This window comes from Epibacterium sp. MM17-32, from assembly GCF_022348205.1.
Lineage (GTDB): Bacteria > Pseudomonadota > Alphaproteobacteria > Rhodobacterales > Rhodobacteraceae > Epibacterium.
The window spans coordinates 29,341-51,275 of sequence record NZ_JAKRFC010000016.1; the positions used below are offsets into that span (position 1 = coordinate 29,341).

The 21,935-nt window shown below is 63.1% G+C and carries 22 protein-coding genes; 14 read left to right on the plus strand and 8 right to left on the minus strand.

Annotated elements, in window-relative coordinates; all coding sequences use genetic code 11:
• Positions 1–21: 21 nt before the first annotated feature.
• The 6 genes from MHM88_RS19530 to MHM88_RS19555 form a co-directional block, all read right to left on the minus strand.
• Positions 22–1,563, minus strand: a complete 1,542-nt coding sequence (locus MHM88_RS19530) for an ABC transporter ATP-binding protein (protein ID WP_239368393.1) — start codon at positions 1,561–1,563, stop codon at positions 22–24.
• Positions 1,560–2,417 carry an ABC transporter permease gene (locus MHM88_RS19535; protein WP_239368395.1) on the minus strand — a complete coding sequence of 286 codons (858 nt, stop codon included), beginning with the start codon at positions 2,415–2,417 and terminating at the stop codon, positions 1,560–1,562. Before MHM88_RS19535 ends, MHM88_RS19530 begins: the two co-directional genes overlap by 4 nt.
• A 5-nt stretch (positions 2,418–2,422) precedes the next feature.
• Positions 2,423–3,451, minus strand: a complete 1,029-nt coding sequence (locus tag MHM88_RS19540) for an ABC transporter permease (RefSeq protein ID WP_239368397.1) — start codon at positions 3,449–3,451, stop codon at positions 2,423–2,425.
• Between the two features lie 8 nt (positions 3,452–3,459).
• The gene (locus tag MHM88_RS19545; RefSeq protein WP_239368399.1) at positions 3,460–5,037 is read right to left on the minus strand and encodes an ABC transporter substrate-binding protein; all 1,578 of its coding nucleotides are present in this window, start codon (positions 5,035–5,037) and stop codon (positions 3,460–3,462) included.
• 34 nt (positions 5,038–5,071) lie between these two features.
• Positions 5,072–5,545, minus strand: a complete 474-nt coding sequence (tsaA, locus tag MHM88_RS19550; RefSeq protein ID WP_239368401.1) for a tRNA (N6-threonylcarbamoyladenosine(37)-N6)-methyltransferase TrmO — start codon at positions 5,543–5,545, stop codon at positions 5,072–5,074.
• A 71-nt stretch (positions 5,546–5,616) separates the two neighbouring features.
• Positions 5,617–6,585, minus strand: a complete 969-nt coding sequence (locus tag MHM88_RS19555; RefSeq protein WP_239368403.1) for a LysR family transcriptional regulator — start codon at positions 6,583–6,585, stop codon at positions 5,617–5,619.
• A gap of 495 nt (positions 6,586–7,080) precedes the next feature.
• Between MHM88_RS19555 and MHM88_RS19560 the strand changes: the two genes are divergently transcribed.
• From MHM88_RS19560 to MHM88_RS19595, 8 genes are all read left to right on the plus strand, one after another.
• Positions 7,081–8,118: an NAD(P)-dependent alcohol dehydrogenase gene (locus tag MHM88_RS19560; protein WP_239368405.1), complete on the plus strand. Its 1,038-nt coding sequence runs from the start codon at positions 7,081–7,083 to the stop codon at positions 8,116–8,118.
• 36 nt (positions 8,119–8,154) lie between these two features.
• Positions 8,155–8,298, plus strand: a complete 144-nt coding sequence (locus MHM88_RS19565; protein ID WP_239368407.1) for a hypothetical protein — start codon at positions 8,155–8,157, stop codon at positions 8,296–8,298.
• A gap of 167 nt (positions 8,299–8,465) precedes the next feature.
• Entirely contained in the window at positions 8,466–9,350 is an 885-nt protein-coding gene (locus tag MHM88_RS19570; RefSeq protein WP_239325277.1) for an AraC family transcriptional regulator, read from the plus strand.
• 96 nt (positions 9,351–9,446) lie between these two features.
• Complete coding sequence (locus tag MHM88_RS19575) at positions 9,447–10,358, plus strand: ABC transporter substrate-binding protein (RefSeq protein WP_239368409.1); 912 nt, start codon at positions 9,447–9,449, stop codon at positions 10,356–10,358.
• A 68-nt stretch (positions 10,359–10,426) separates the two neighbouring features.
• On the plus strand, positions 10,427–11,929 hold the full coding sequence (locus tag MHM88_RS19580) for a sugar ABC transporter ATP-binding protein (RefSeq protein WP_239368411.1): 1,503 nt from the start codon (positions 10,427–10,429) through the stop codon (positions 11,927–11,929).
• Positions 11,919–12,896 carry an ABC transporter permease gene (locus tag MHM88_RS19585; protein WP_239368413.1) on the plus strand — a complete coding sequence of 326 codons (978 nt, stop codon included), beginning with the start codon at positions 11,919–11,921 and terminating at the stop codon, positions 12,894–12,896. Before MHM88_RS19580 ends, MHM88_RS19585 begins: the two co-directional genes overlap by 11 nt.
• An 80-nt stretch (positions 12,897–12,976) precedes the next feature.
• A complete protein-coding gene (locus MHM88_RS19590) occupies positions 12,977–13,708 on the plus strand; it encodes an SDR family oxidoreductase (RefSeq protein WP_239368415.1) in 732 nt (243 codons plus the stop codon).
• A 53-nt stretch (positions 13,709–13,761) separates the two neighbouring features.
• The gene (locus tag MHM88_RS19595) at positions 13,762–14,487 is read left to right on the plus strand and encodes an SDR family oxidoreductase (protein WP_239368417.1); all 726 of its coding nucleotides are present in this window, start codon (positions 13,762–13,764) and stop codon (positions 14,485–14,487) included.
• A gap of 100 nt (positions 14,488–14,587) precedes the next feature.
• Here the strand turns inward: MHM88_RS19595 and MHM88_RS19600 are convergent, their stop codons facing one another.
• On the minus strand, positions 14,588–15,616 hold the full coding sequence (locus tag MHM88_RS19600; protein WP_239368419.1) for a zinc-binding alcohol dehydrogenase family protein: 1,029 nt from the start codon (positions 15,614–15,616) through the stop codon (positions 14,588–14,590).
• Between the two features lie 326 nt (positions 15,617–15,942).
• Between MHM88_RS19600 and MHM88_RS19605 the strand changes: the two genes are divergently transcribed.
• The 5 genes from MHM88_RS19605 to MHM88_RS19625 are packed head-to-tail and all read left to right on the plus strand — an operon-like array spanning position 15,943 to position 19,812.
• Entirely contained in the window at positions 15,943–16,578 is a 636-nt protein-coding gene (locus MHM88_RS19605; RefSeq protein ID WP_239368421.1) for a DUF4178 domain-containing protein, read from the plus strand.
• Complete coding sequence (locus MHM88_RS19610; protein WP_239368423.1) at positions 16,575–17,861, plus strand: DUF4178 domain-containing protein; 1,287 nt, start codon at positions 16,575–16,577, stop codon at positions 17,859–17,861. The genes MHM88_RS19605 and MHM88_RS19610 overlap by 4 nt, the downstream gene beginning before the upstream one ends.
• Before the next feature lie 6 nt (positions 17,862–17,867).
• On the plus strand, positions 17,868–18,032 hold the full coding sequence (locus MHM88_RS19615; protein WP_239368425.1) for a hypothetical protein: 165 nt from the start codon (positions 17,868–17,870) through the stop codon (positions 18,030–18,032).
• 26 nt (positions 18,033–18,058) lie between these two features.
• Complete coding sequence (locus MHM88_RS19620) at positions 18,059–18,283, plus strand: DUF350 domain-containing protein (RefSeq protein ID WP_239368427.1); 225 nt, start codon at positions 18,059–18,061, stop codon at positions 18,281–18,283.
• On the plus strand, positions 18,280–19,812 hold the full coding sequence (locus MHM88_RS19625) for a polyamine aminopropyltransferase (RefSeq protein ID WP_239368429.1): 1,533 nt from the start codon (positions 18,280–18,282) through the stop codon (positions 19,810–19,812). Before MHM88_RS19620 ends, MHM88_RS19625 begins: the two co-directional genes overlap by 4 nt.
• A 177-nt stretch (positions 19,813–19,989) precedes the next feature.
• Here MHM88_RS19625 and MHM88_RS19630 read toward each other — a convergent pair whose 3' ends face one another.
• On the minus strand, positions 19,990–20,859 hold the full coding sequence (locus tag MHM88_RS19630) for a LysR family transcriptional regulator (RefSeq protein ID WP_239368431.1): 870 nt from the start codon (positions 20,857–20,859) through the stop codon (positions 19,990–19,992).
• Between the two features lie 183 nt (positions 20,860–21,042).
• Here MHM88_RS19630 and bla point away from each other — a divergent pair, with 183 nt between their 5' ends.
• Positions 21,043–21,927: a class A beta-lactamase gene (bla, locus tag MHM88_RS19635; protein WP_239368433.1), complete on the plus strand. Its 885-nt coding sequence runs from the start codon at positions 21,043–21,045 to the stop codon at positions 21,925–21,927.
• The last annotated feature ends 8 nt before the right edge of the window (positions 21,928–21,935 follow it).

Below are 21,935 nucleotides of genomic sequence, written 5' to 3' on the forward strand. Positions count from 1 at the left end.
CTGGGTGCGTCTGGGCGCGGCTCAGGACAGGGACTGCGTGGGAGAGGGGAGCGGTTGCGGCGGCATTTCTACCGCGCGCGGCGACAGTGACATCTGCTGCAGTTCCAGCTGCTGATCGGCCAAAGTGTCGGCCACCCACGGGTCATGGGTCACCAGCAGAAGTGCCTTGCCCCGATGTGATTTCAGATCCTGCAAGGTCTGGACCACCTCGGCCTTGGAGCGACCGTCGAGGGCGGAGGTGGGTTCGTCAGCGATGATGACCGTGGGGTCGGCCATAAGCGCCCGCGCGAGGCAGAGCCGTTGCGCCTCGCCCCCGGAAAGATCGCGGGTGCGCCGCGCCCGAAAGGCCGCCCCGGTGGGGAGCGACACCGCGTTCAACGCGTCTGTCATGGCCTGCTCATCCGCGGGATCACCATGGCGGGGACGCCGGAACCAGCGCAGGCGGTGCCGCGACAGGGCCTGCGCTTCGGCCAGGGTCTCGGCCACGGAGAAATGCCCGGTGAGCGCCCGATGCGGGAATTGCGACACATAGCCAACCCGGTGTGGCGCGGTGCGCGCGGCTAAATCCGGGCGGGGCCAGTCGATCTGGCCGGATTGCAGCGGCTCCAGCCCCGCGATCAGTTTTGCCAGAGTGGACTTGCCACATCCGCTGCGTCCGACAACAGCCAGACAGGCCCCGGCGCGCAGGCTGAGGGTCAGGTTTCGCAGCACCGGGCGCGCACCGTAGCTGTGGGACAGCCGATGCACCCGCAGCACGACGGGACCAGGCCGCGCAGGCGGGGTGGGGGGCGTCGACCTCGGGGCCCGCCCCAACAGCGCTTTGGTCAGCGCCTGCTGCGGGGCACGCAGGATCTGGCGGGCGGGGCCGGTTTCTATGATGCGACCACGCTCCAGAACGGCGATCTGATCGGCAAGGGAGACCGCAACTGCCGGATCGTGGCTGATGAGGATCTGTGCCCGATCCGCGCGGCCGTGCTGCATGGCCTTGAGCGTGAGCGCCTGATTGGCCGGATCAAGCGCTGCGGTGGGTTCATCGAGGATGAGGCAACTGGGCTGTGGCAACAGGGCCAGCGCCGTGAGAACACGCTGGGTCTCTCCGCCGCTCAGGCTTGCGGGGCGCTGATCGAGAACGCACGGGGGCAGGTTGTACCGGGCGCAAATCTCCTCGGGGGAGGGGGCGGTGATCCGGTGCTGGGCAAGCACTTCGGCAATATGCGCGCGCACCGTCAACTGCGGGTTCAGGGCATCGGTGAGCCGTTGCACGATGAGACCGATGTGCCGCCCCCGCAGCGCATGGACCTCGGCAGCGCGCGCCCTGAGCACATCGGTGCCCGCGATCCATGCCTGCCCGGACCAGTGAAACCGCGCACGCGTTGACAGGGGCTTGTGCGGGCAGACGCCCTGACCATCCAGCAGCCGCAGCAACAGGCGCGCGAGACTGCTTTTGCCCGCGCCGGAGGGGCCGATGAGTGCCAGAGTTTCGCCCGTTCGAACCGTCAGGTTGATGTCCTTCAGGATCGTGTCCTCCCCTGCATGCAGACAGAGGTTTCGCAGTTCGATCATGGGGCGGATCCTTGTCGATGAGAGCTGCGACGTGCCTGTTGCTGGTCCAGCGTCATCAGCAGCAGCAGAAACCCGGTGAGACAGAAGGCCGGCGGCAGCAGCAGCCATGTCCAGGCCGGCGTATGCAGATAGCCCATCGCGTCCTGCAACATGCTGCCCCAGGTCAGCAGATCTGCGGCGGTCAGCCCGAGGAACGCCAATCCCGCCACCCGCATCGTCGCCTGTACCACGTTCTGCAGGTAGAGGCCGGTGAGCGTAGGCAGGATGGCGGGCAGGATGTGATGCAGCAGCAGATACGGCCAGCGCGCCCCCATGTGCCGCGTGAGCGTGATGTTTTCCCGCCCCATTTCGCGCAGCAGCACGGAGCGCAGGATTCGCACATCGTCATGCCACGTCAGCAACGCCATTAACGGAATGATCTCGATCACGCCGGGTTGGTGCCAGGCGGACAGCAGCAGCAGCAACAGGATCGACGGCACGATCTCGGCCATATCGGTCAGGTGCAGCACGATCGCGCGGCCCACTTTGGGGAACATGACGGCCAGCCCGGCCATGGTGATCCCGATCAAGAGGGCCAGTGCAGCGGTGGCCAGCGCCAGCCCGATCGTGACCGGAGCGGCGCGCAGGAGGCCGGTCAACACGCTCTGGCCGATGTCATTGGTTCCGAGCCAATGGCGCTGCGACGGCGGTTGCAGTGTCTCGGTGCTGGTCAGATAGGGGGGGATCAGGTTGCCAAGGGTCGCGATCAGCAACAGCAGCACCAGCGTGCTCAGCGCCACGATGCCCAGCAGCTGAAGGGTGAGGCGGGGTCGGGCCCGTTCCGTGCCGTGGTCCGAGTAAACCGGGGCAGTCATCGTGGCTACCCTCTGCGCGCGAGCGTTTCGGTGAGCGCATCAAAGAGCCAGTTCAGGCTCAGCACCAGCGCGGCGAGCACTGCAATGGCCCCCTGCAACAAGGCGTAATCGCGATCCAGCACCGCCTGATAGGTCAGCGACCCGATACCGGGATAGGCGAAGATCACCTCGACAAAGAGGCTGGCGGTAAACAGCGTGGCAACGGACTGGCCCAGACGGGCGCAGATCACCGGCAGCAGGTTGCGGCTGAAATAGTCGCGCCGCTCGCGCCAGCCGCTGATACCGCGGCTGCGGGCGTTCACCACAAAGGCGCGATGCGACAGGACCGCAGCCTCGCCGCGCAGCACAAAGAAATAGCGCACCACCTCATGCAGCGCCAGGGCGAGGGCAGGCAGGACCGCGTGGCGGGCGATCTCAAATGTGCGCAGCCAGGGTGTTGCGGCGGGAAACAGCGGCTCAGCCCCGCCAGCAGGCAGCACCGGGCACAGGATCGCAAAAACCAGAAGCAGCGCGATGGCGGTCACAAAGGGCGGAATACTGGCCAGAAGGCTCATCCCGGCGGTCAGCACCCGATCAGCACGTGATCCGGGCTGCCGGCCGGCCTCGACCCCGAGCATGATCCCGAGGCCGAGGAAAACGGGGGTGGCCGCCGCGATCAGCAAACCCGTCCAGGGCAGCGCCTCCGCGAGCAATCGGCGAACAGGTGCGCCGTGGAGCAGGGAATACCCCAGATCCCCGCGCAGCAGCCGCAGCAAATCCCGGCCAACCTGTTCCGCCAAGGAGCCGCCAAACCCGAGCCGGTCGCGCAGCGCGTGCAGATCGTCATCCGCAAGCTCGCGTTGCACGTCGGAATCCATCAGCACATCCAGCGTGTCGCCGGGCAGCAGCCGTGGCAGCACCGACATCAGCACCAGCAGAAATCCAAACACGGCAATGCGATGCACCAGGCTGCGCAGCAGCGTCAGGGCGACACCGGCGGGCGCCGCCGCCGCGCCAGCCTCCTGCCGGGCCGTGGGGGAGATGTGCCCTGACATGCGGCCGCTCAGTCTTCCAGCAGCATGTATTTATGCGTTGCCACGGGAATGCCGATCGCGAGGCCCTCATCAAAGAACCACGGTTCGGTTCCGCTGTCATGGGCGACGGTGCGGTTGACATTGACCAGCATGATCGCAGGCAGTTCGCGGGAGTAGAGCTGTTGAAACTCTGCCAAAAGGGCGGCGCGGCGGTCCGGATCAAGGCTTTGAGCCTGCGCCATGGCCAGCTGCCGCAAGGTGCCGTCACCGCGATAGCGCTCGTTGTTCCAACGGGTCCCAAAGACCCGCTCCAGGATGGTCACCGGATCGCCCAGGGTGCTGCCTCCCGCCAGGATCAGGTCGTAATCCTTGCCGGGTTGCTGTTTGCGCAAGGCGCCGCGTTCCATCACCCGCACGCTGAGCTCCAGTCCGAAGGCCTCCAGCTGGTCTTTGATCACCTGCGCCAGCGCTTCCTCGCGCCCGCTGGTGACCAGGCGCAATGTGACCGGCGTGTCATCCTGCTGCCATGCCCCGTCGTCGTCGCGGGTCCAGCCGGATTCGCGCAAAAGCGCAGCGGCCCGGTCTGGGTCATGCGGGTAGCGCAGCACGCTGTCCGGGGCGTACCAGGCCGAATTGTCCTGCAAATACCCAAGGCTCGAGCTGCGGGCGCCACCGCGATAGGCAATCGCGGCCAAAGCGTCGCGGTCGAGAAGGTAGGCCAGCGCCTGCCGACGCTGGGCGGAGGCAAACGGCCCCGAATGATCGAACCGCAGCTTGATTGGGTGGCCCGACGGCGAAGTCTGCACCTGCAGATCATGTTCTTTGGCGTAATCCACCAGTCGGTGGGGCAGATCCGAAATCACATTCACCTGACCGTTGGCGGCAGCTTGAATGGCGGCCTCGGGCTGGAGCTTTGCGATCATGACTTCATCGTATTTCTGCACGCCGCCGTAGTAGTTTTCCACGGCGGAGAAAACATAGCGGCCCTTGGCGCGCTCATGGGAGCTGAGCCGATAGGGGCCGGAGCCGATCATGGCGCGCGGCTCGGAGAAGGTGCGGGGATTGTCCTGATCGCGGTAGATATGTTCGGGCAGGATCGGCATGCCGACCATGACACTGGACAGGACGCCTGCGTCGGGGCGGTCCAGCGTAATGCGCAGGGTGTCCGGCGACAGGATCTCGGTGCCGCGAATGTTGTCGAGCGAGACAAAGGGATGCGGATGTCGCGCCATATAGGCAAAGGTGAACGCCACATCGCTGCTGGTGATGTCGGTGCCGTCATGCCAACGCGCCTCGGGGTCCAGCCTGATATCAAGGTTCAGCCCGTCGTCCGACAGTTCCCACTCGCGCGCCAGCTCCGGCGCCAACGCCCCGGATCGGTCCTGCCCCACCAGATTGTCGAACACAAAATGGGTCAGCATATAGCCCAGGCCGCCGCGGGCCTGCAGATAAGGCGTGGCCAGGCCCCAGTCGGTATTGCTGTTGGAAATCACCAGGCGCCTGGGGTTCGCAGTGTCCGCAGTGTCGGCAGATACCAGTGGCGCCTGTGCCATCATCGCCAGGCACAGGCTCAATACACCAAAGGCCGGTCTCAATCGTGGTCCCATTTAATCCTCCAAAGGCGTCTGTTCAGGGAATGGGCTAGCGGTTGAGGGCTGGCGAAGAATGCGGGGGTGTCCAGCTGATCGACGCATCGGTGATGTGATCGAGCTGAGGAACGTAAGGCTTGATGTCGAGCACGGCGGTGCCGTCGATACAGTCGAGGCCCGCGACCTGCAGAATGTTCTGGTCATGGGCGATCAGACGCGTGACGCTCATCGCGATCGGATTGGGGCGGTTCGGCGTGCGGCTGGCAAAGACGCCCCGTTTGCGCCCATTGCATCCCGAAGATTCCAGATGCGGTTTGCGGTTCGACAGATGCAGCCAGTAGAGCACGATCACATGTGATGCCAGCTCGATGTTGTGAAGCCCGGCTGCGTATCGCGGCAGCAGTTCGATATAGCTGCTGTCATCGTTGCCCATCATGGAGGCCGGACACTCTTCCAGCGTCTCAAACCCGGTGCGCAGGTAGCCGATAGGGTCCAGGTGAATGCTAGAGGCAGAGGATTTTGTCATGAGGCCACATCCGGTCAATCTGAGGGAGCGGCACAATCCTTACTTGTTCTCTCGTCTATTCAGAAGTTGCGTCATCTGCACTTCACAGCTGCATCAGACGTCATGTCCGGGGATCGGCCGGGGGCCTCCTGCGTGGTCTGGGCGCAGATCTCGCGCAGGGTCGCGCGCATCCAGCGGTGCAGCGGGTCCGCGTCAAATCGGGGGTGCCACAGCATGGACACGGTGATGCCAGGCACCGCAAAGGGGAGCGCATGGCTGCACAGGTCGCGACGCAGGTTGCGGGTGTGATGTGCGGGAACCGTTGCCACCAGATCGGTGCAGCGGGCCAGCGACAGTGCCGCGGCAAAGCCACCGACCACCACTTTGACCCGGCTTTGGTGGCCGAGGTCGGCAAGTGCGGCATTGATCGGACCACGGCGCTGGTTGTCGACATCGGCATGGCGCGCGACGTCCACATGTTCGCAGCTGACATATTGCGCGGTGGTCAAGGGTGACGCCGCGCAGGGGTGACCGGGGCGCATGGCATAGACAAAATGATCCTTCAGCAGCGCCTGGCTCTGAAAGTTCGGATCGGTGTTTTCGCTGATGACCCCGGTTTCGATATCGACATTGCCATCACGCAGCGGGCGGTTGTTGTCGGCCTCTTTCTGCACGAACCGCAGTTGGACACCGGGGGCTTCTGTTGCCAGCCGGGCAATCAGTTTCGGGCCGAAGGTTTCGACAAACCCGTCGCTGCTGCGCAACGTGAAGACGCGGGAAACGCTCTTCAGGTCGATGTCTTGGCGCGGGCTCAGGGCCGCTTCGATCTCGTCAACCAGCTGCGCGGTGATCTGGCTCAACTCCACCGCGCGGGGCGTCGGCACCAGTTTGCGCCCGGTGCGCACCAACAGCGGATCGCCGGTGGTTTCGCGCAATCGGGCCAGGGACCGGCTCATGGCGGAGGGGCTGAGTTGCAACCGGTTGGCCGCGCCCAGAACGCTGCCCTCTTTCAGGAGGGCGTCCAAGGTTATCAGAAGATTGTAATCGGGACGTGCAGACACTCAAAACCACCCAAGCAAAATGAAGACCGTTCTGTTCTGTCGCGGGCAGAGCACTGCCCGCACAGTACGGTGTTTATCCTGTCGTGGCTGGGGAACGACGCAAGCCTACATGCAACCGGACCCGGGCGGAATCAGGCGACCCGGGGGCAGCATGCGCGCCAGCGCGCCAAAGGTCGAGGGGAAACACTGCCCGGGTGCATCTGTGCGGCGCTTTCCCGGGACGTCGATCCCGGTTGGGAGGCGTTGCCCTGGCGTTGGGCGCCGCCATGACCGGTCGCGAATCAGCCCGGATGCGCCCCCTGCAACGTGGGTCGTGAGGGTGCAGTATCTGCGCGGCTATGCGGTTCCCGCCATCGCACCGATACGAAATTTCCGCGGCACTGGAAAATGCCAAGGCCGCGGCGGGTTTTGGTTTACAAGCCGCGCCTTGCCGGTGGAGCACAGAAACAGGGCGCGCTGCGCCCGCCGCTCAACAACAAGATGGAGGCCGTTGGGATGAAAGCGTTGGTTCTGGAGGAAAAGGGCAAGCTCGCCCTGCGCGATTTCGAGATCCCCGGCACGCTCGGGCCGCGCGAGGTGCGGATCAAGACCCATACGGTGGGCATCTGCGGATCGGATGTTCACTACTACACCCATGGCAGGATCGGCCACTTTGTGGTGCAGGAACCGATGGTGTTGGGACACGAGGCCTCTGGCGTGGTGCTGGCATGCGGGGATGCGGTCGTCGATCTGAAACCGGGTGATCGTGTCTGCATGGAGCCCGGCATTCCTGATCCCACGTCGCGCGCCAGCAAGCTTGGGCTCTACAATGTCGATCCGGCGGTCCGTTTCTGGGCCACCCCGCCGGTGCATGGCTGCCTGACGCCGGAGGTGATCCACCCGGCGGCCTTTACCTACAAATTGCCCGATCACGTGAGTTTCGCCGAAGGCGCCATGGTCGAGCCCTTTGCCATTGGCATGCAGGCAGCGCTGCGGGCCCGCATTCAGCCCGGCGACATTGCGGTCGTGACCGGCGCTGGTCCCATTGGCATGATGGTGGCACTGGCGGCGCTGGCGGGGGGCTGTGCGCGGGTGATCGTGGCCGATCTGGCACAGCCGAAACTGGATATCATTGCCGCCTATGACGGGATCGAGACGGTCAACATCCGCAACCAGCCTCTGGCAGAGGCGGTTGCCACGGCCACACATGGCTGGGGTGCGGATGTGGTGTTCGAATGCTCCGGCGCCGCGCCTGCGGTTCTGCACATGCACGAACTGGCCCGGCCCGGTGGGGCCATCGTTCTGGTGGGCATGCCGGTTGATCCGGTGCCAGTTGATATTGTCGGGTTGCAGGCGCGGGAACTGCGCGTCGAGACGGTGTTCCGCTATGCCAATGTCTACGACCGGGCGCTTGCGCTCATGGCGTCGGGGAAGGTGGACCTGACGCCGCTGATTTCGGCGACAGTGCCATTCGAAGACAGCATCGCAGGCTTTGATCGCGCGGCGGAAGCCCGCGACAGCGATGTGAAGCTACAGATCGCAATGCCTGAATGACATGCCGACGCGGCCACGCGCCCGGAGGAGATCAGCATGCCGAAAAAGTACAAGTCGGGCATGTGCGTTTCACCGCGCGCGAGTGACGCCATCAACGCCCCGGCACCGTCGGAAAACCGCTCAGATCTCAACGTAACCAAGCAAACCGCGCTGCATTGCAGCGCGGTTCGGTTTTTCTGACAGGCCCATGCGATCCAGCTCTGGGCGCTTATTCGAGGGCAGCGGTCAAAAAAGTATCTGCCAAAATCGCGTTCTGAGGTAGAGCCACCGCGTTGCAGGGGCTACCGTTTGGGGAGTGGTCCTTTCCGGGTGGAGACGGAAGGGGGTGCCACGGAGGAGGAGAAACGATGCTACCCGATCTGGAACTCGTGCATATTCGCAAAGGCGAGAGCTTTGCCGCCTGGATGCATGGCTATCCGTTCCGGACCGTGCGGTGGCACTTTCACCCCGAGTATGAAATTCATCTGGTCGTCAACACACACGGCACCTTCTACATCGGCGACCACATTGGCGAATTTGGTCCCGGACAGCTGATCATGACCGGCCCCAACCTGCCGCAGAACTGGATCTCCGAAGTCGAACCGGGACAGGTGGTGCCGGAACGTTCCTTTGTGCTCCAGTTTCCGGAAACCTTTATCGAGGATGCCGCCGCCGCCATGCCGGAGATGGACGCGATCCGTCCGCTTCTGGATCGCAGCCATCGCGGGCTGCTGTTTGACGAGGCCACCGCCGACCGCATCAAACCATTGATGATGGAGCTGTTCGAGGCGCGGGGCCTGCGCCGTCTGGCGCTGTTCTGGTCGATCCTCGACGTGCTGGCCTGCGCGCCGGAACCGGAGGTGCTGGCCAGTCTCAGCTACGAGCTGGATCTAGAGTCCTTGCAGGAAAACGGCGTCAACAAGGCGATTGCCTATCTGCGTGAGAACCTGACCGAGAACATCGACGAAAAAGACCTCGCGCAGATGGTCAATCAAAGCCCCAGCGCCTTCTCGCGGTCCTTCAAACGCCACACCGGCTCGACGCTGGTGCGATACAAAAACCAACTCAGGGTGGATCTGGCCTGCCAGATGCTCCTGACCCGACCAGAGGCCAAAGTGGCCGAGATCTGCTATGATGTCGGCTTCTCCAACCTCTCCAACTTCAACCGTCATTTTGCGCGGCTGAAGGGCATGTCGCCCTCGCAGTTCCGCGCAACCTTTGCCGCGAACGGGGTGTTCTCGGAAACGGGCTGAACCAGACGGAAATTCGAATTTAGTGAATTCGAATGGCGAGGGGCCATTCGGAAAGGGACAGGCTGTGCCTGTTGGAACAACTTGGGAGGAACCATAATGAAACAGATGATAGGAGCCGTATCAGCGGCGGCGATGGCCGTCTCCATGGCAGTGCCGGCGATGGCCGAGGACGGTCTCAAGATCGGCATGACATTTCAGGAAATGAATAATCCTTACTTTGTCTCCATGCAGGAGGCATTGACCGATGCCGCCAAAGATCTCGGGGCCGAGGTGGTCGTGACCGACGCCGGTCATGACGTGGCCAAGCAGATCTCGGATGTGGAGGACATGCTGACCCAGGGCATCGACATTCTGCTGCTCAATCCAACCGACAGCGCCGGAATCGAGAGCGCGGTGCATATGGCCAAAGCGCAGGACGTGATCGTCGTCGCCGTTGACGCAAACGCAAATGGTCCGGTGGATACGTTTGTCGGCTCCAAGAACCGCGATGCGGGGTATCAATCCTGCAAGTATCTGGCAGATGCGCTTGGCGGGTCTGGCGAGGTGGCAATCCTCGACGGTATCCCGGTGGTGCCGATCCTCCAGCGGGTCGAAGGCTGCAAGGCCGCGCTTGCGGAATATGACGGGATCACGCTGGTCGATACCCAAAACGGTCGTCAGGACCGGTCCGTCGCCCTCGGCGTGGTCGAGAACATGATCCAGTCGCACCAGAACCTTGCCGGGATCTTCTCGGTGAATGACGGCGGCGCGATGGGCGCATTGGCTGCAATTCAGGGGTCGGGCCGTGACATCAAACTGACCTCGGTTGATGGCGCTCCCGAGGCGGTGGCCGCGATTGCCGCAGGCGGACCCTTCATCGAGACCACGGCCCAGTTCCCGCGCGATCAGGTGCGCGTCGGCCTGGCCATGGCGCTGGCGCAAAAGTGGGGCGCGCGTGTTGTGCCCAGCGAAGTGCCGATCGATGTGCGCGTCGTCGACGCAAAGAACGCCGCTGACTTCAGCTGGTAAAACCACCAGCCACCCCCGGCACAGTGTCGGGGGTGGTTTGTCCCGCAATGGCCAACAACAGGTGCGTCATGCTGCAACTGAGCGGAATCAAAAAGAGATTTGGCACCATTCAGGTGCTGCACGGTGTCGATCTTCAGGTCAACGCTGGCGAAGTTCACGCGCTGCTTGGGGAAAACGGGGCCGGGAAATCCACCCTGATGAAGATCCTCACGGGCATTTTGCAGCCCAGTGCAGGGTCCATCCTCATAGAAGGTCAGGAGCGCCAGTTCGCCAATTACGACGAGGCCATCGCCGCAGGGATCGGCATCGTTTTTCAGGAATTCAGCCTCATCCCCTATCTGGATGCGGTTGAAAATATGTTCCTCGCCCGCGAATTGCGCACGCGGTTTGGCCTGCTGGACCGCAAAGCAATGCGCAAACGCGCCGAGGACATTATGGCCCGGCTTGAGGTCGATGTACCGCTTGATGTGCCGATCCGGAAACTGTCGGTGGCCGAGCAGCAATTTGTCGAAATCGCCAAGGCGCTCTCGCTCAACGCCCGTATTTTGGTGCTGGATGAACCCACCGCAACCCTGACCCCCTCCGAAGTGGCGCATCTGTTCAAGGTGATGCGCGAGCTGCGCCGGCAGGGTGTTGCGATCATTTTCATCTCGCATCATCTCGAAGAGATCTTTGAAATCTGCGACCGCATCACCGTGTTGCGCGATGGGGAATATGTGGGCGATTGCCTCGTCTCTGAAACCGACAATGACCGTCTGGTCGAGATGATGGTGGGCCGCCGGATCGAGAACAGTTTTCCGGAAAAACCCAGCATCCCGCAGGATGCGCCGGTCCTGTTGAACTGCCAAGAGGTGCAGTTGCGACGCGGGGGGCCGGTGTCGGATTTTGTGTTGCGCGAAGGTGAAATCCTCGGCTTTGCCGGGCTGGTCGGGTCAGGGCGCACGGAAACCGCGCTGGCATTGCTGGGGGCTTATCCGGCCGCGAAATGCGCGCTTCAGGTCGAAGGCGAAGACATAAGGTTTCGCGAACCGGCAGAGGCGTTGGCACGGGGGATCGGGCTCTTGCCCGAAAGCCGCAAGGAACAGGGGCTGATTACCAGCTTCTCGATCCTGCAAAACATCTCCATCAACAACTACGGCAAATACCGCCGCGGGCACTGGTTCCTCGATCTGCAAAAAGAGCGCGCCGATACCGAAACGGCGATGCAGCAGGTGCGTGTCAAAGCACAAGGCCCCATGGACCGTGTCGACACCCTGTCAGGCGGCAACCAACAAAAGGTGGTGATTGCGCGCTGGCTCAACCATCAGATGAAAGTGCTGATCTTTGATGAACCCACACGGGGCATCGACGTCGGTGCCAAGGCCGAAATTTACCAGCTCATGCGGGCGTTCACGGCGCAGGGCTATGCCATCATCATGATCTCTTCGGAGCTACCCGAGGTGATCGGCATGTCCGACCGGGTCTGCGTGTTCCGGCAGGGCGGCATCGTCGCCACCGTCGAGGGCGCGGCCATAACCTCAGAAGACATCATGACACATGCCACCACGGGGAGGGTTCGACATGTCGCATAACACCACTACGGCCGAGGCAGGTCGCGCAGGCCGCGCCCTCAATCTGCGCCGGATTTTGCACTCACCGCTGGCACTGCCCCTGATCGGGCTGATCGTGGTGTCCATCCTGATGGGATTTGCCTCCGAGAACTTCTTTTCGGTTTCAAATATCATGAATGTGCTCAGGCAGGTGTCGATCGTCGGCATCCTCGCGGTTGGTATGACCTTTGTCATACTGACCGGCGGGATCGACCTCTCCGTCGGCGCGGTCATGGCGCTGTCGGGCACATTGGCAGCCGGACTGATGGTCAATATGGCGATGCCCGGTTGGGTCGGGCTCCTGGCGGGGCTGGGCGTTGGTGTCGGCCTTGGTCTGTTCAACGGCGCCATGGTTGCATGGGGGCGCATGCCTGCGATTATCGTGACGCTTGCAACCATGGGCATCGCACGCGGATTGGGCCTGCTGTATTCGGGCGGCTATCCCATCTCTGGTATCCCGTCGTGGATTTCCTGGTTTGGCATTGGTCGCATCGGGATCGTGCCCGTTCCGGTGATCGCCATGGTGGTGATCTACGCCCTGGCTTGGGTGTTGTTGCAGCGCACGGCCTTTGGACGTCACGTCTATGCCATTGGTGGCAATGAACTCGCGGCCAAGCTCTCGGGCGTGAAAACCCAGTTCATCAAGCTCTCGGTCTACGGAATTTCCGGACTGACCTCGGCGTTTGCGGCGCTCATTCTCACTGGGCGGTTGATGTCCGGTCAGCCAAACGCAGGCGTTGGCTTTGAACTGGATGCGATCGCGGCTGTGGTGCTGGGCGGAACCGCGATTGCCGGTGGACGCGGGCTGATCCTCGGCACGCTGATCGGTGCGGTGCTTCTGGGCATTCTCAACAACGGCCTCAACCTGATGGGGATCAACCCCTACCTTCAGGACGTCATCAAGGGCCTTATCATCCTGCTCGCCATCTACATCGGGCGCGAATGGTAGGTCCTCCGGGCGGCCCCGCGTGGTCGCCCGCTCCCTCTGCACAAAATCTCCCCCAAAACAAAAATCAGGAGAATTCGCGAATGTCTCAATCGCTCAAGGGCAAGGTCGCCGTAGTGACCGGTGCGGCCTCCGGTATCGGTCTGGCCGCCGTCGAGATGCTTCTCAGGAATGACTGCAAGGTCGTGATGGTTGACCGGAATGCCGCCGCGCTGGCGGATCTGGTTGCAAAATATGGCGATCACGCTGTGGCGCAGGTGACCGACCTGCTGGACGTGGACAGCTGCAATGCGATGGTGCCCGAGATCCTCGCCAAAGTGGCTCAGATCGACATCCTGTATTGCAATGCCGGCGCATATATCGGCGGCGACCTGTGGCAGAGCGACCCGGCGGCCATCGACCGGATGCTGAACCTCAACATCAATGCGGTGATGAAGAACATTCAGGCGGTCTTGCCCCATATGATGCAGCGCAAGAGCGGCGACATCGTGGTGACAAACTCGATTGCCGGACATTACCCGGCCTATTGGGAGCCGGTCTATTCAGGCTCTAAATGGGCGATCACCAGCTTTATGCAGGGCATTCGCCGCCAGATGATCCCGTATGGCGTAAAGGTCGCGCAGGTGTCGCCCGGCCCTGTGGTCTCGGCGCTGCTGGCCGATTGGCCCGAGGAAAACCTGCGCAAGGCCAAAGAGGCCGGGGCGCTGATGGACCCCGAAGAGGTGGCCGACGCATTGGAATTCATGCTGACACGCAAACGGCAGGTCACGGTGCGCGAAGTGATCGTGATGCCGACCGCGTTTGAGCGGATGTAGCGCCCCTTTCGGACAATGCGGACAGGTGACCTCAATCAAGCGGAGGAAGAGTCATGAGTTTTGACGGCAAAAGCGTCATCATTACCGGTGCGGGCAAGGGCATCGGCCGGGCCTGCGCCCTCTATCTGGCAGGGCAGGGCGCGCGCGTTATCGCGATCAGCCGGACGCAGGCCGACCTTCAGAGCCTCGCCGCCGAAATCGACTGCCGAACGGTGCAGGCAGACCTGTCTGACCCGCAGGCCGCACGTGATGCAATGGCAGAGGCAGGGCCCGCAGATTTCCTGATCAACAGCGCGGGCATCAACGTGCTGGAGAGCAGTTTCGACATGACCGATGCGGGCTATGAGGCGGTGCTGGGCATCAACCTGCGGGCAGCCCTCATCACCTGTCAGGCGTTTGCGCGCGCGCGTGTCGCCGCAGGTGGGGGTGGCGCGATCGTCAATATCACCTCGATCGCGGGGCATCGGGGGTTTGCCGAACACCTGTGCTATGCGGCCTCAAAGGCCGGGCTGGAAGGTGCCAGCCGGGTCATGGCCAAGGAATTTGGCCCTCACGGCATTCGCGTCAATTGCATCGCGCCAACCATCACCCTCACGGACCTTGCGGTGGAGGCATGGTCCGCGCCGGAAAAATCCCAGCCCATGATGGTCCGCCATCCTGTCGGTCGCTTCGCCGAAGTGGAGGAGGTCGCAGCCAGCGTCGCTTTGCTGCTGTCAGAGGGATCTGCCATGATCACCGGCGCGGTCCTGCCGGTGGATGGCGGGTTTCTCGCCGTCTGAGGCGGCGCAAGGCCACCCCAGGCCCCGCGCACACCAGCCCGAAGGCGAGGGGAGAGGCGTCCCCCGCCTCCCGCCCGGTTGAGGTGACGTTCTGTCGGGATCAGAACCCGCTCAGGACAATCTTGCCTTTGGCAGAACCGGTCTCGATCGCCTGATGCGCCTGCCGCAAGGTGTCGGCATTGATGGGTGTCAGGACCTCCGTCACCGTGCTGCGCAGGCGTCCGGCATCAATCTCGGCGGCGACGAAACTCAGCAATTTATGCTGTTCGATCATATCCGCGGTCTGGTGCATGGCGCGGGCGAACATGAACTCCCAGTGCAGCGAGGCCGCCTTGGTCTTCAGGCCCGCCATCGGCATTGGCAGGTCGGTGTCATCGATCGACACGATCCCCCCTTGCGGGCGGATCAGTTCCACCGCCGTGTCCCAATGGCGCATGTCGTTGAAAATCGCGATGTGATCGACGTGATGGAACCCGAGCGCCCGGGTCTGCGCCACCATGTCATCGTGATGATTGACCGTGTGGTCGGCTCCCATGTCCTGCACCCAGGCGATGGTTTCCGGGCGCGAGGCGCTGGCGATCACCGTCAATCCCGCGCGTTTCGCCAACTGGATCGCCACCGAACCGACGCCACCGGCGCCTCCGATCAGCAGGACCGTCTGGCCCGCATCCGCACCGTCGCGGTCGATCCCCAGCCGGTCAAACAGGGCCTCGTAGGCGGTGATCGTGGTCAGGGGCAGGGCGGCGGCTTCGGCGTGGGTCAGGCTTCGGGGCTTGTGTCCCACAATTCTCTCGTCCACGCGATGATAGTGCTGGTTGCAGCCTGGGCGGGTGATGTCTCCGGCGTAGTAGACCTCATCCCCGGGTTGAAACAGCGTCGCCTCCGGGCCGGTTGCCACGACCACACCGGAGGCATCCCAGCCCAGCACCCGAGGGGTCGTTTCCACCTTGTCCTTTGGCGCGCGGACCTTTGTGTCCACCGGGTTAACGGAGATGGCCTTCACTTCGACCAGCACCTCGCGTCCCGTCGGCGCCGTCACCGGCAATTCCGTATCGAAAAAGGCATCAGGGTCATCGGCAGGCAGATAGCGGGTCAGCGCCACGGCTTTGGTGCGTTTGATAAGCGTCATGATATATGTCTCTTGTTGGTGCGACGCCGGTTCAAGCGTCCTTGGTCAGCGCCAGCAGGCCCGGCACGGGAACACGCGCTCCGGAGGAGCCCGCGTCCGCCAGACTGCGGCACGAAGACATTTGGTGATTACTTCAGATCTGATAATGCACCCATTCTTGAAGGGATAATTCGCCCCTGCCGAATACAGCAACCCGGGCCTTCCAAACGCGGCGCCCTGGCCGGTGTCGTGGTGAGCGAGCAGCGCGTGTGATCGCGGCCGGATCTCACCCCCAGCGCAGCCAAATGGAGACTTGATATTCGGAACCATTCGCGCAAGTTGCGCCCATGACAGAGTTTAGCTGCCCCAATTGCGGATCTTCGGTTGCGGTGCGTCTGGCGCTTATCAAGATGACCAACTGTACCCACTGTGGGACAACGCTCGTTCTTGATGGGCCTGGCGTCACCCCCATGGGGACAGCCGGCGACATGCACGCGGCGCCGATGATGTTCGGATTGGGCGCGCAGCTGATCCTCCCCAACTGGGAACAGGGGCACAGCTATAGAATGCAGGTCTTGGGCCATGCCCGGTTTTCCTATGGCCGCGGTTTCTGGGACGAATTCTGGGGCCTGGACGGAGAGGGCAGCTCCTGCTGGCTGTCTGTGGACGAGGGCGATCTGGTCCTGCAATGGCCGCTGGCGCCGGCGAAACGCCCCCGGCACCGCCCGCCGTTTCAACTGGGCGAGCACCTGACACTGGACGGCAGCCGGTATCGCGTTGTGGAGGCCGAAACAGCCACCTGCGAAGCGCTACGCGGCAGTTTCGACGAGGCGCTGCGATGTCAGGACGCGCATGACTTCGTGAATGCTCAGGGGCCCGATGGCAACCTGCTGTCAGCCGAATTCTGGACCGGCGGAGAAGCCTGGTTTGTCGGCTGCTGGATTGATCCGTTCGAGCTCCAGATCCGGGAGGCCGGCGCATGACTCGCAGCGCCGCGCTTGTGGCGATCAACTGCACCTGCTGCGGGGCAGGGCTCGATGTGTTGGGCGGCGGGCGTGTGGAGGTACACATCTGCCCCTATTGCGGCAGCACATTGAACGCGCAGGACAATTACAAGCTCCTCGGCCAGCATGATCGCAAACGCCAGACCTCAACGCCGATCGAGATCGGCATGCGCTGCCACCTCCACGGCGTCGACTATACCGTGATCGGCCTGATCGAGCAGTACGAACGCTGGGCCGGTCAAAGCGCGCTCTGGGTGGATTTCCAACTCTATTCGCCGACCCATGGCTATGTCTGGCTGACGCTGGAAAACGACCACCTGACGCTGAGCCGCCGCGTGCGCACATCACGGATGCTGACCCCCGCCGAGGTGGAGCGGGCGCCTGCGCAACCTCGGCTGAAGTTTCGCGGCATGTGGTTCAAATACTATGAAACCTCCACCAGCGAGGCGATCTATGTGGCCGGGGAATTCTCCTACCGGCCCCAAATCGCGGACCGGGTGACCACCGTGACCGTCGTGGCCGCGCGGGCTGCATTGCACTTCAGCCGCACCGGGCAGGAGGACGAGGTCGAAATCAGCACCTACGTGACCCCCGCCGAGGCCAATGACGCCTTTGGCACCGATCTCGGACTGCGCCCCTCCGGGGTGCACCCGGAGCAGCCCTTGCGCAAGGGACCCAACCACGACTTCCTGCGCCGTCTCTGGCTCTGTGGTGCCGGCCTCTGCCTGCTGCTGGCCCTGATCCTCAGCGGGGGGCGCGGCAGCACCGTGCTCAACACCACCTATGCGGTGAATGACCTGCCCGTGGAGGTGCCCTTTGCGGTTGCGACCGCCAACCAGCTGGTGGAAATCGAACTGTCCGGCCCCGTCAACAACAGCTGGGCCTATTTCGACATGGAAGTGACCGGACCGGAGGACGACCCGCTGTTCGGGATCGGGCGCGGCATCGAATACTACACCGGCAGCGACAAGGACGGCAGATGGAGCGAAGGCAACCGGACCGCCCGCGTCCGGTTCCGACCAGAGACCCCGGGAACGCATGCGCTGTTCCTCGACCTGTCAGAGGCCGGCAACTGGCCCGCCACAGCGCCCGGCACTCCAATCCGAGAGGTATCGCTCACAGTGCGAGAGGGGCTGACAAGCGGCAGTTGGGCGCTGAGGAGCGGACTGTTTTTTATCGCATTGTTTGCGCTGATGACCGCGCGCCAGGTTCTGCACCATGCGCGGCGCTGGCAAGGATGCGACTGGACCGACGAGGACTGACCTGCCATGACCCCGATCCGATTGATCGCCCTTCTCTTTGTGGCCACCGCCGTGTCCGCCTCTGCCTATGTCGGCTACTGGGGCTACGGTGGTGAGAGCCGCGATCTCGACCGTTCCGTCCGCATTGGCTCCTTCGGGGGCGGATATTCTGCCAATTCCCGCGTCAAGTGACGCCCAGTAACTCCAGCGAGGCCGCCATGGATTATCTCTCTGCCATCCAGATCACCGAAGTGATCAGCACCATCTTCTACACCATGCTCGGTGTCGCGCTGATGGGGCTGGTCTGGAAATGCATCGACTGGCTGACACCCTTCCCGATCATCAAGGAAATCGAGGAGGATCAGAACATCGCACTTGCCATCCTGATCGGTCTGCTGTTCATCGCCGTGGCCATCATCATCGCGGCCGTGCTGGTCTCATGACTCTGGCCCGCGGGCGCGAGATCTGGCTTCTTGTTGCCACCTTCCTGATCGCGGCCGCCGGCCTGATCTACGAGCTGATCGCCGCCACCTTGTCGAGCTATCTGCTGGGCGACAGCGTGCGGCAGTTCTCGATCGTCATTGGCCTGTTCCTGTCTGCCATGGGCCTGGGCGCGTGGATGTCGCGCTACTTTGACAACGCCTTTCGCGCCTTTGTCTGGGTGCAGATCCTGCTTGGGATCTGCGGCGGTTTCATGGCGCCGGTTCTGTTCTTCACCTATGCGTGGTCCGGTGACGTGGCGGTGCCGCTCTATACGCTGCTGGGGTTGGCGGGGGTGTTTTCCGGCATGGAAATCCCGCTGATCGCCCGCGTGCTGGAGAACACAGGCGCCGCCAAATTCCGCTTCGAGAACGTTCTGAGTGTCGACTATATCGGCGCGCTGGTGGCGTCTCTGGCCTTTCCGTTCTTTGTCATTCCGCATCTGGGGTTGATGGCGGCCAGCCTCGCCTTTGGCGCGCTGAACCTGGCGGTGGCGGGATTTTCAATCTGGCTGTTCCGATCCCATCTCAACATCGGCCAGCTTGCGGCCTGGGTAGTGGCCTTCGCGGTGACCCTGGTCGCATTGTTTCATGCGGATCGCATGGTGACGCTGACCGAAGCGGAGCTGTTCGAGGATGACGTGATCTTCTCCGAGGCGACGCCCTATCAGCAGATCACGGTCACCCGTTTCCGGGACCGCACGCGGCTGTTTCTGGATTATTCGATCCAGTTCGACAGTATGGACGAACATCGCTATCACGAACCGCTGGTCCACCCCGCGATGGGGATGGCGCCGCGCCGCAATCAGGTGCTTGTTCTTGGTGGCGGCGATGGCATGGCCCTGCGCGAGGTCCTGCGCCACCGGGATGTGGAGGCCGTCACCCTGGTGGATCTGGACCCCCGGGTCACCGAAATCTTCAGCACCCAACCCCATCTGGCAGCACTCAACAGCCACGCTTTCGCGGATCCCCGTGTGACGGTTGTCAATCAGGATGCGTGGCAATTTGTCGAAGACACCACCCAGATCTTTGATGTGGTGATCCTCGACCTTCCGGATCCAAAGTCTCTGGCCTTGTCGCGTCTCTATTCGCGCCAGTTCTATGGTCTTCTGGTCGAACGGCTGAGTGGGCAGGGTGTTCTGGTCACCCAGGCTGGCTCGCCCCTGTTTGCACGCGATGCGTTCTGGTCGGTGGTCAAGACCCTTCGAACCACGCGCAACCCGCAGTCCCCCGGCGACGGGCTTCATGTCCTGCCGTATCACACCTATGTGCCAAGCTTTGGCGCTTGGGGCTTCGTGCTTGCGACACCTCAGCCACAACGGCCTCGGTCACTCCGTTTACCGGACGGGCTTGGCTACCTGACGCCAGAGGTCTGGACCGCGGCACAGACCTTTGGCGCCGACACCGGTCCGGTTGACGTGGCCTCAAACAGCCTGCAAACGCATCGCCTGCTGGAATACTATCTGGCCGGTTGGAGCGAGTGGTTCGACTAGGCGCAGACCGCCGGAGGGTCGGAAATTGCGCAGGATGCATACCCCCACATAATCTTGGTTATGTTAAAAAAAGAGCAGCGCCAGTTGTCGGTAAGGCTTTTAAGGTGCGGTGTGCCGCCAGAGGGCCTACGACCGGCAGCCCTCCGCCATAGGCGCACAAAGCGGGAGACAGGCGTCTCAGGCCTCGCACATCTGTCTGATCCAGCGCGTGAAGACACTCATCGCCGGGGTCAGCGGCCGATCACTCGGCCAGCTGAGGTAGTACCGGCCCGTCGACACGGTCGCACTGAAGGGCTGGACCAGGCGCCGGGCCTCAATACGCTGGCGGAACATTTCAACAGGCAGCAAGGCGACACCGTCACCGCGTTCCGCAAGATCCGCCAGAGCAACAGAAGAATCCAGCGTCGGCCCGGTGAGCGCCGGACAGGCCAGACCCGCAGTGGCAAACCACCGCGGCCACTCATCGCTCCGGTAGCTGCGCAGCAGCGGCGCACGCCCCAGATCCTCGGGCCTCTGCAGACGCGCTGCAATCTCGGGGGAACAAAGCGGTGCCAACGGGGTCTGCAACAGCGGCACACTGTCCAGCCCCGTCCACTGCCCCGCGCCAAACCGGACCGCCATATCCAGTCCCTCGCGCAGGATCTCAACCCGGTTGTTATGCGTCGAAACCCGTACCTCAATATCCGGATGGCATCGGTGAAACTCGGACAACCGCGGCAGCAGCCAGCCAACGGCAAAGGTGGTCACCACACCCAGCTTCAGCACTTCGACATTGTGCTGACCGGTGATGCGGTCCAGGGCCCGCCCCATGGTGTCCAGCGCGTGTTCGACCACCGGGAACAGGGCGCGGCCTTCGTCCGTGGGCACCAGCCCCGCCGATGTGCGCAGGAACAGCGCGGTGCCAAGCCGATCTTCGAGCCGCGCGATCTGATGGCTGACGGCCGCCTGCGACACCCGCAACTCAATCGCCGCGCGCGTGAAGTTGCCCTGCCGCATTGCGACTTCAAAAACCCGCAGCGCGTTCAAGGGCAGATCCGGACGGTCCATGTCATTACCTCAGCTTATGGCATCTGTGATAATTTGTCGTTTGTGATGCATTTCGGCTTTCTATAGCTCATTGCCATGACATCAAGTGATGTCGCACCCACAAAATCCGCAGATCCGTCTCTGCCCCTGGCCGTCGTCGCGGCCAGAGTGCGGCCCTGCGCGCGACACGAAGGAACCCAAGACATGCATCTTCTCCGAGGCCTGCGACATCCGGCCCTCCCGGCCCTGGCCCTCGCTCTTCTGGCGGCCTCGCCCGCCGCGGCACAGCCCCCCGAGGCGGAACTGAGCGACACCGTTCGACGCATAGAGCAGCAGCTGGACGCAAAGATCGGGCTGGTGATCCGGGACAGCGGCTCGGATTGGCACTGGCATCACCGGGCGGAGGACCGGGTTCTGCTCAACAGTACCTTCAAGGTGCTGTTGTGTGCCAAGGTCCTGAAGGACGTCGATGACGGAATGATGGAGCTGGAAGACACTATAACCGTTACGGAACAGGACCTTCTCTCCTATGCGCCCGTCACCCAGGCCCGGGTCGGCCAGGAGATGTCACTGGCGGAGCTGTGCCAGGCGACGCTGGACATGAGCGACAATACCGCCGCGAACCTGCTGCTTGACCGCATCGGCGGGCCGGCGGCGTTGACGCGCTTCCTGCGCGACAGCGGCGACACTGTCGGGCGGCTCGACCGCCGTGAACCGGAGCTGAACACCCCCGCCAAAGATGGGATGCAGGACACCTCGACCCCCGCAGCCATGGCCGCAACGCTGCAGGCCCTGATCACCGGTGACGTGTTGTCCGGAGCATCGCAGGCGCAGCTCCGGACCTGGATGAGCGAGGGCGGCGTGACCGGCGCCCTGTTGCGATCCTACGTTCCGGGTACGTGGCAGGTGGCGGACAAATCCGGCAGTGGCGACACCACCCGCAATCTGATCGCCATGGTCACCCCCGCGGCGGATGATCCCTATTTCATCGCCATTTACCTGGCCGATGCCCGCGCACCCTTTGAAACCCGCAACGCGGCGATGATCGACCTGTCCAAAGCGGTCGCCAGCCTGTTGCAAAGCCGCTGACCGCCCGG

Excerpts from the sequence above, each read along its gene's own strand:
- MHM88_RS19530 (WP_239368393.1), bottom strand. The coding sequence starts at position 1,563 with ATGATCGAACTGCGAAACCTCTGTCTGCATGCAGGGGAGGACACGATC.
- MHM88_RS19535 (WP_239368395.1), bottom strand. The coding sequence starts at position 2,417 with ATGACTGCCCCGGTTTACTCGGACCACGGCACGGAACGGGCCCGACCC.
- MHM88_RS19540 (WP_239368397.1), bottom strand. The coding sequence starts at position 3,451 with ATGTCAGGGCACATCTCCCCCACGGCCCGGCAGGAGGCTGGCGCGGCG.
- MHM88_RS19545 (WP_239368399.1), bottom strand. The coding sequence starts at position 5,037 with ATGGGACCACGATTGAGACCGGCCTTTGGTGTATTGAGCCTGTGCCTG.
- tsaA (WP_239368401.1), bottom strand. The coding sequence starts at position 5,545 with ATGACAAAATCCTCTGCCTCTAGCATTCACCTGGACCCTATCGGCTAC.
- MHM88_RS19560 (WP_239368405.1), top strand. The coding sequence starts at position 7,081 with ATGAAAGCGTTGGTTCTGGAGGAAAAGGGCAAGCTCGCCCTGCGCGAT.
- MHM88_RS19565 (WP_239368407.1), top strand. The coding sequence starts at position 8,155 with ATGCCGAAAAAGTACAAGTCGGGCATGTGCGTTTCACCGCGCGCGAGT.
- MHM88_RS19570 (WP_239325277.1), top strand. The coding sequence starts at position 8,466 with ATGCTACCCGATCTGGAACTCGTGCATATTCGCAAAGGCGAGAGCTTT.
- MHM88_RS19575 (WP_239368409.1), top strand. The coding sequence starts at position 9,447 with ATGAAACAGATGATAGGAGCCGTATCAGCGGCGGCGATGGCCGTCTCC.
- MHM88_RS19580 (WP_239368411.1), top strand. The coding sequence starts at position 10,427 with ATGCTGCAACTGAGCGGAATCAAAAAGAGATTTGGCACCATTCAGGTG.
- MHM88_RS19585 (WP_239368413.1), top strand. The coding sequence starts at position 11,919 with ATGTCGCATAACACCACTACGGCCGAGGCAGGTCGCGCAGGCCGCGCC.
- MHM88_RS19590 (WP_239368415.1), top strand. The coding sequence starts at position 12,977 with ATGTCTCAATCGCTCAAGGGCAAGGTCGCCGTAGTGACCGGTGCGGCC.
- MHM88_RS19595 (WP_239368417.1), top strand. The coding sequence starts at position 13,762 with ATGAGTTTTGACGGCAAAAGCGTCATCATTACCGGTGCGGGCAAGGGC.
- MHM88_RS19600 (WP_239368419.1), bottom strand. The coding sequence starts at position 15,616 with ATGACGCTTATCAAACGCACCAAAGCCGTGGCGCTGACCCGCTATCTG.
- MHM88_RS19605 (WP_239368421.1), top strand. The coding sequence starts at position 15,943 with ATGACAGAGTTTAGCTGCCCCAATTGCGGATCTTCGGTTGCGGTGCGT.
- MHM88_RS19610 (WP_239368423.1), top strand. The coding sequence starts at position 16,575 with ATGACTCGCAGCGCCGCGCTTGTGGCGATCAACTGCACCTGCTGCGGG.
- MHM88_RS19615 (WP_239368425.1), top strand. The coding sequence starts at position 17,868 with ATGACCCCGATCCGATTGATCGCCCTTCTCTTTGTGGCCACCGCCGTG.
- MHM88_RS19620 (WP_239368427.1), top strand. The coding sequence starts at position 18,059 with ATGGATTATCTCTCTGCCATCCAGATCACCGAAGTGATCAGCACCATC.
- MHM88_RS19625 (WP_239368429.1), top strand. The coding sequence starts at position 18,280 with ATGACTCTGGCCCGCGGGCGCGAGATCTGGCTTCTTGTTGCCACCTTC.
- MHM88_RS19630 (WP_239368431.1), bottom strand. The coding sequence starts at position 20,859 with ATGGACCGTCCGGATCTGCCCTTGAACGCGCTGCGGGTTTTTGAAGTC.
- bla (WP_239368433.1), top strand. The coding sequence starts at position 21,043 with ATGCATCTTCTCCGAGGCCTGCGACATCCGGCCCTCCCGGCCCTGGCC.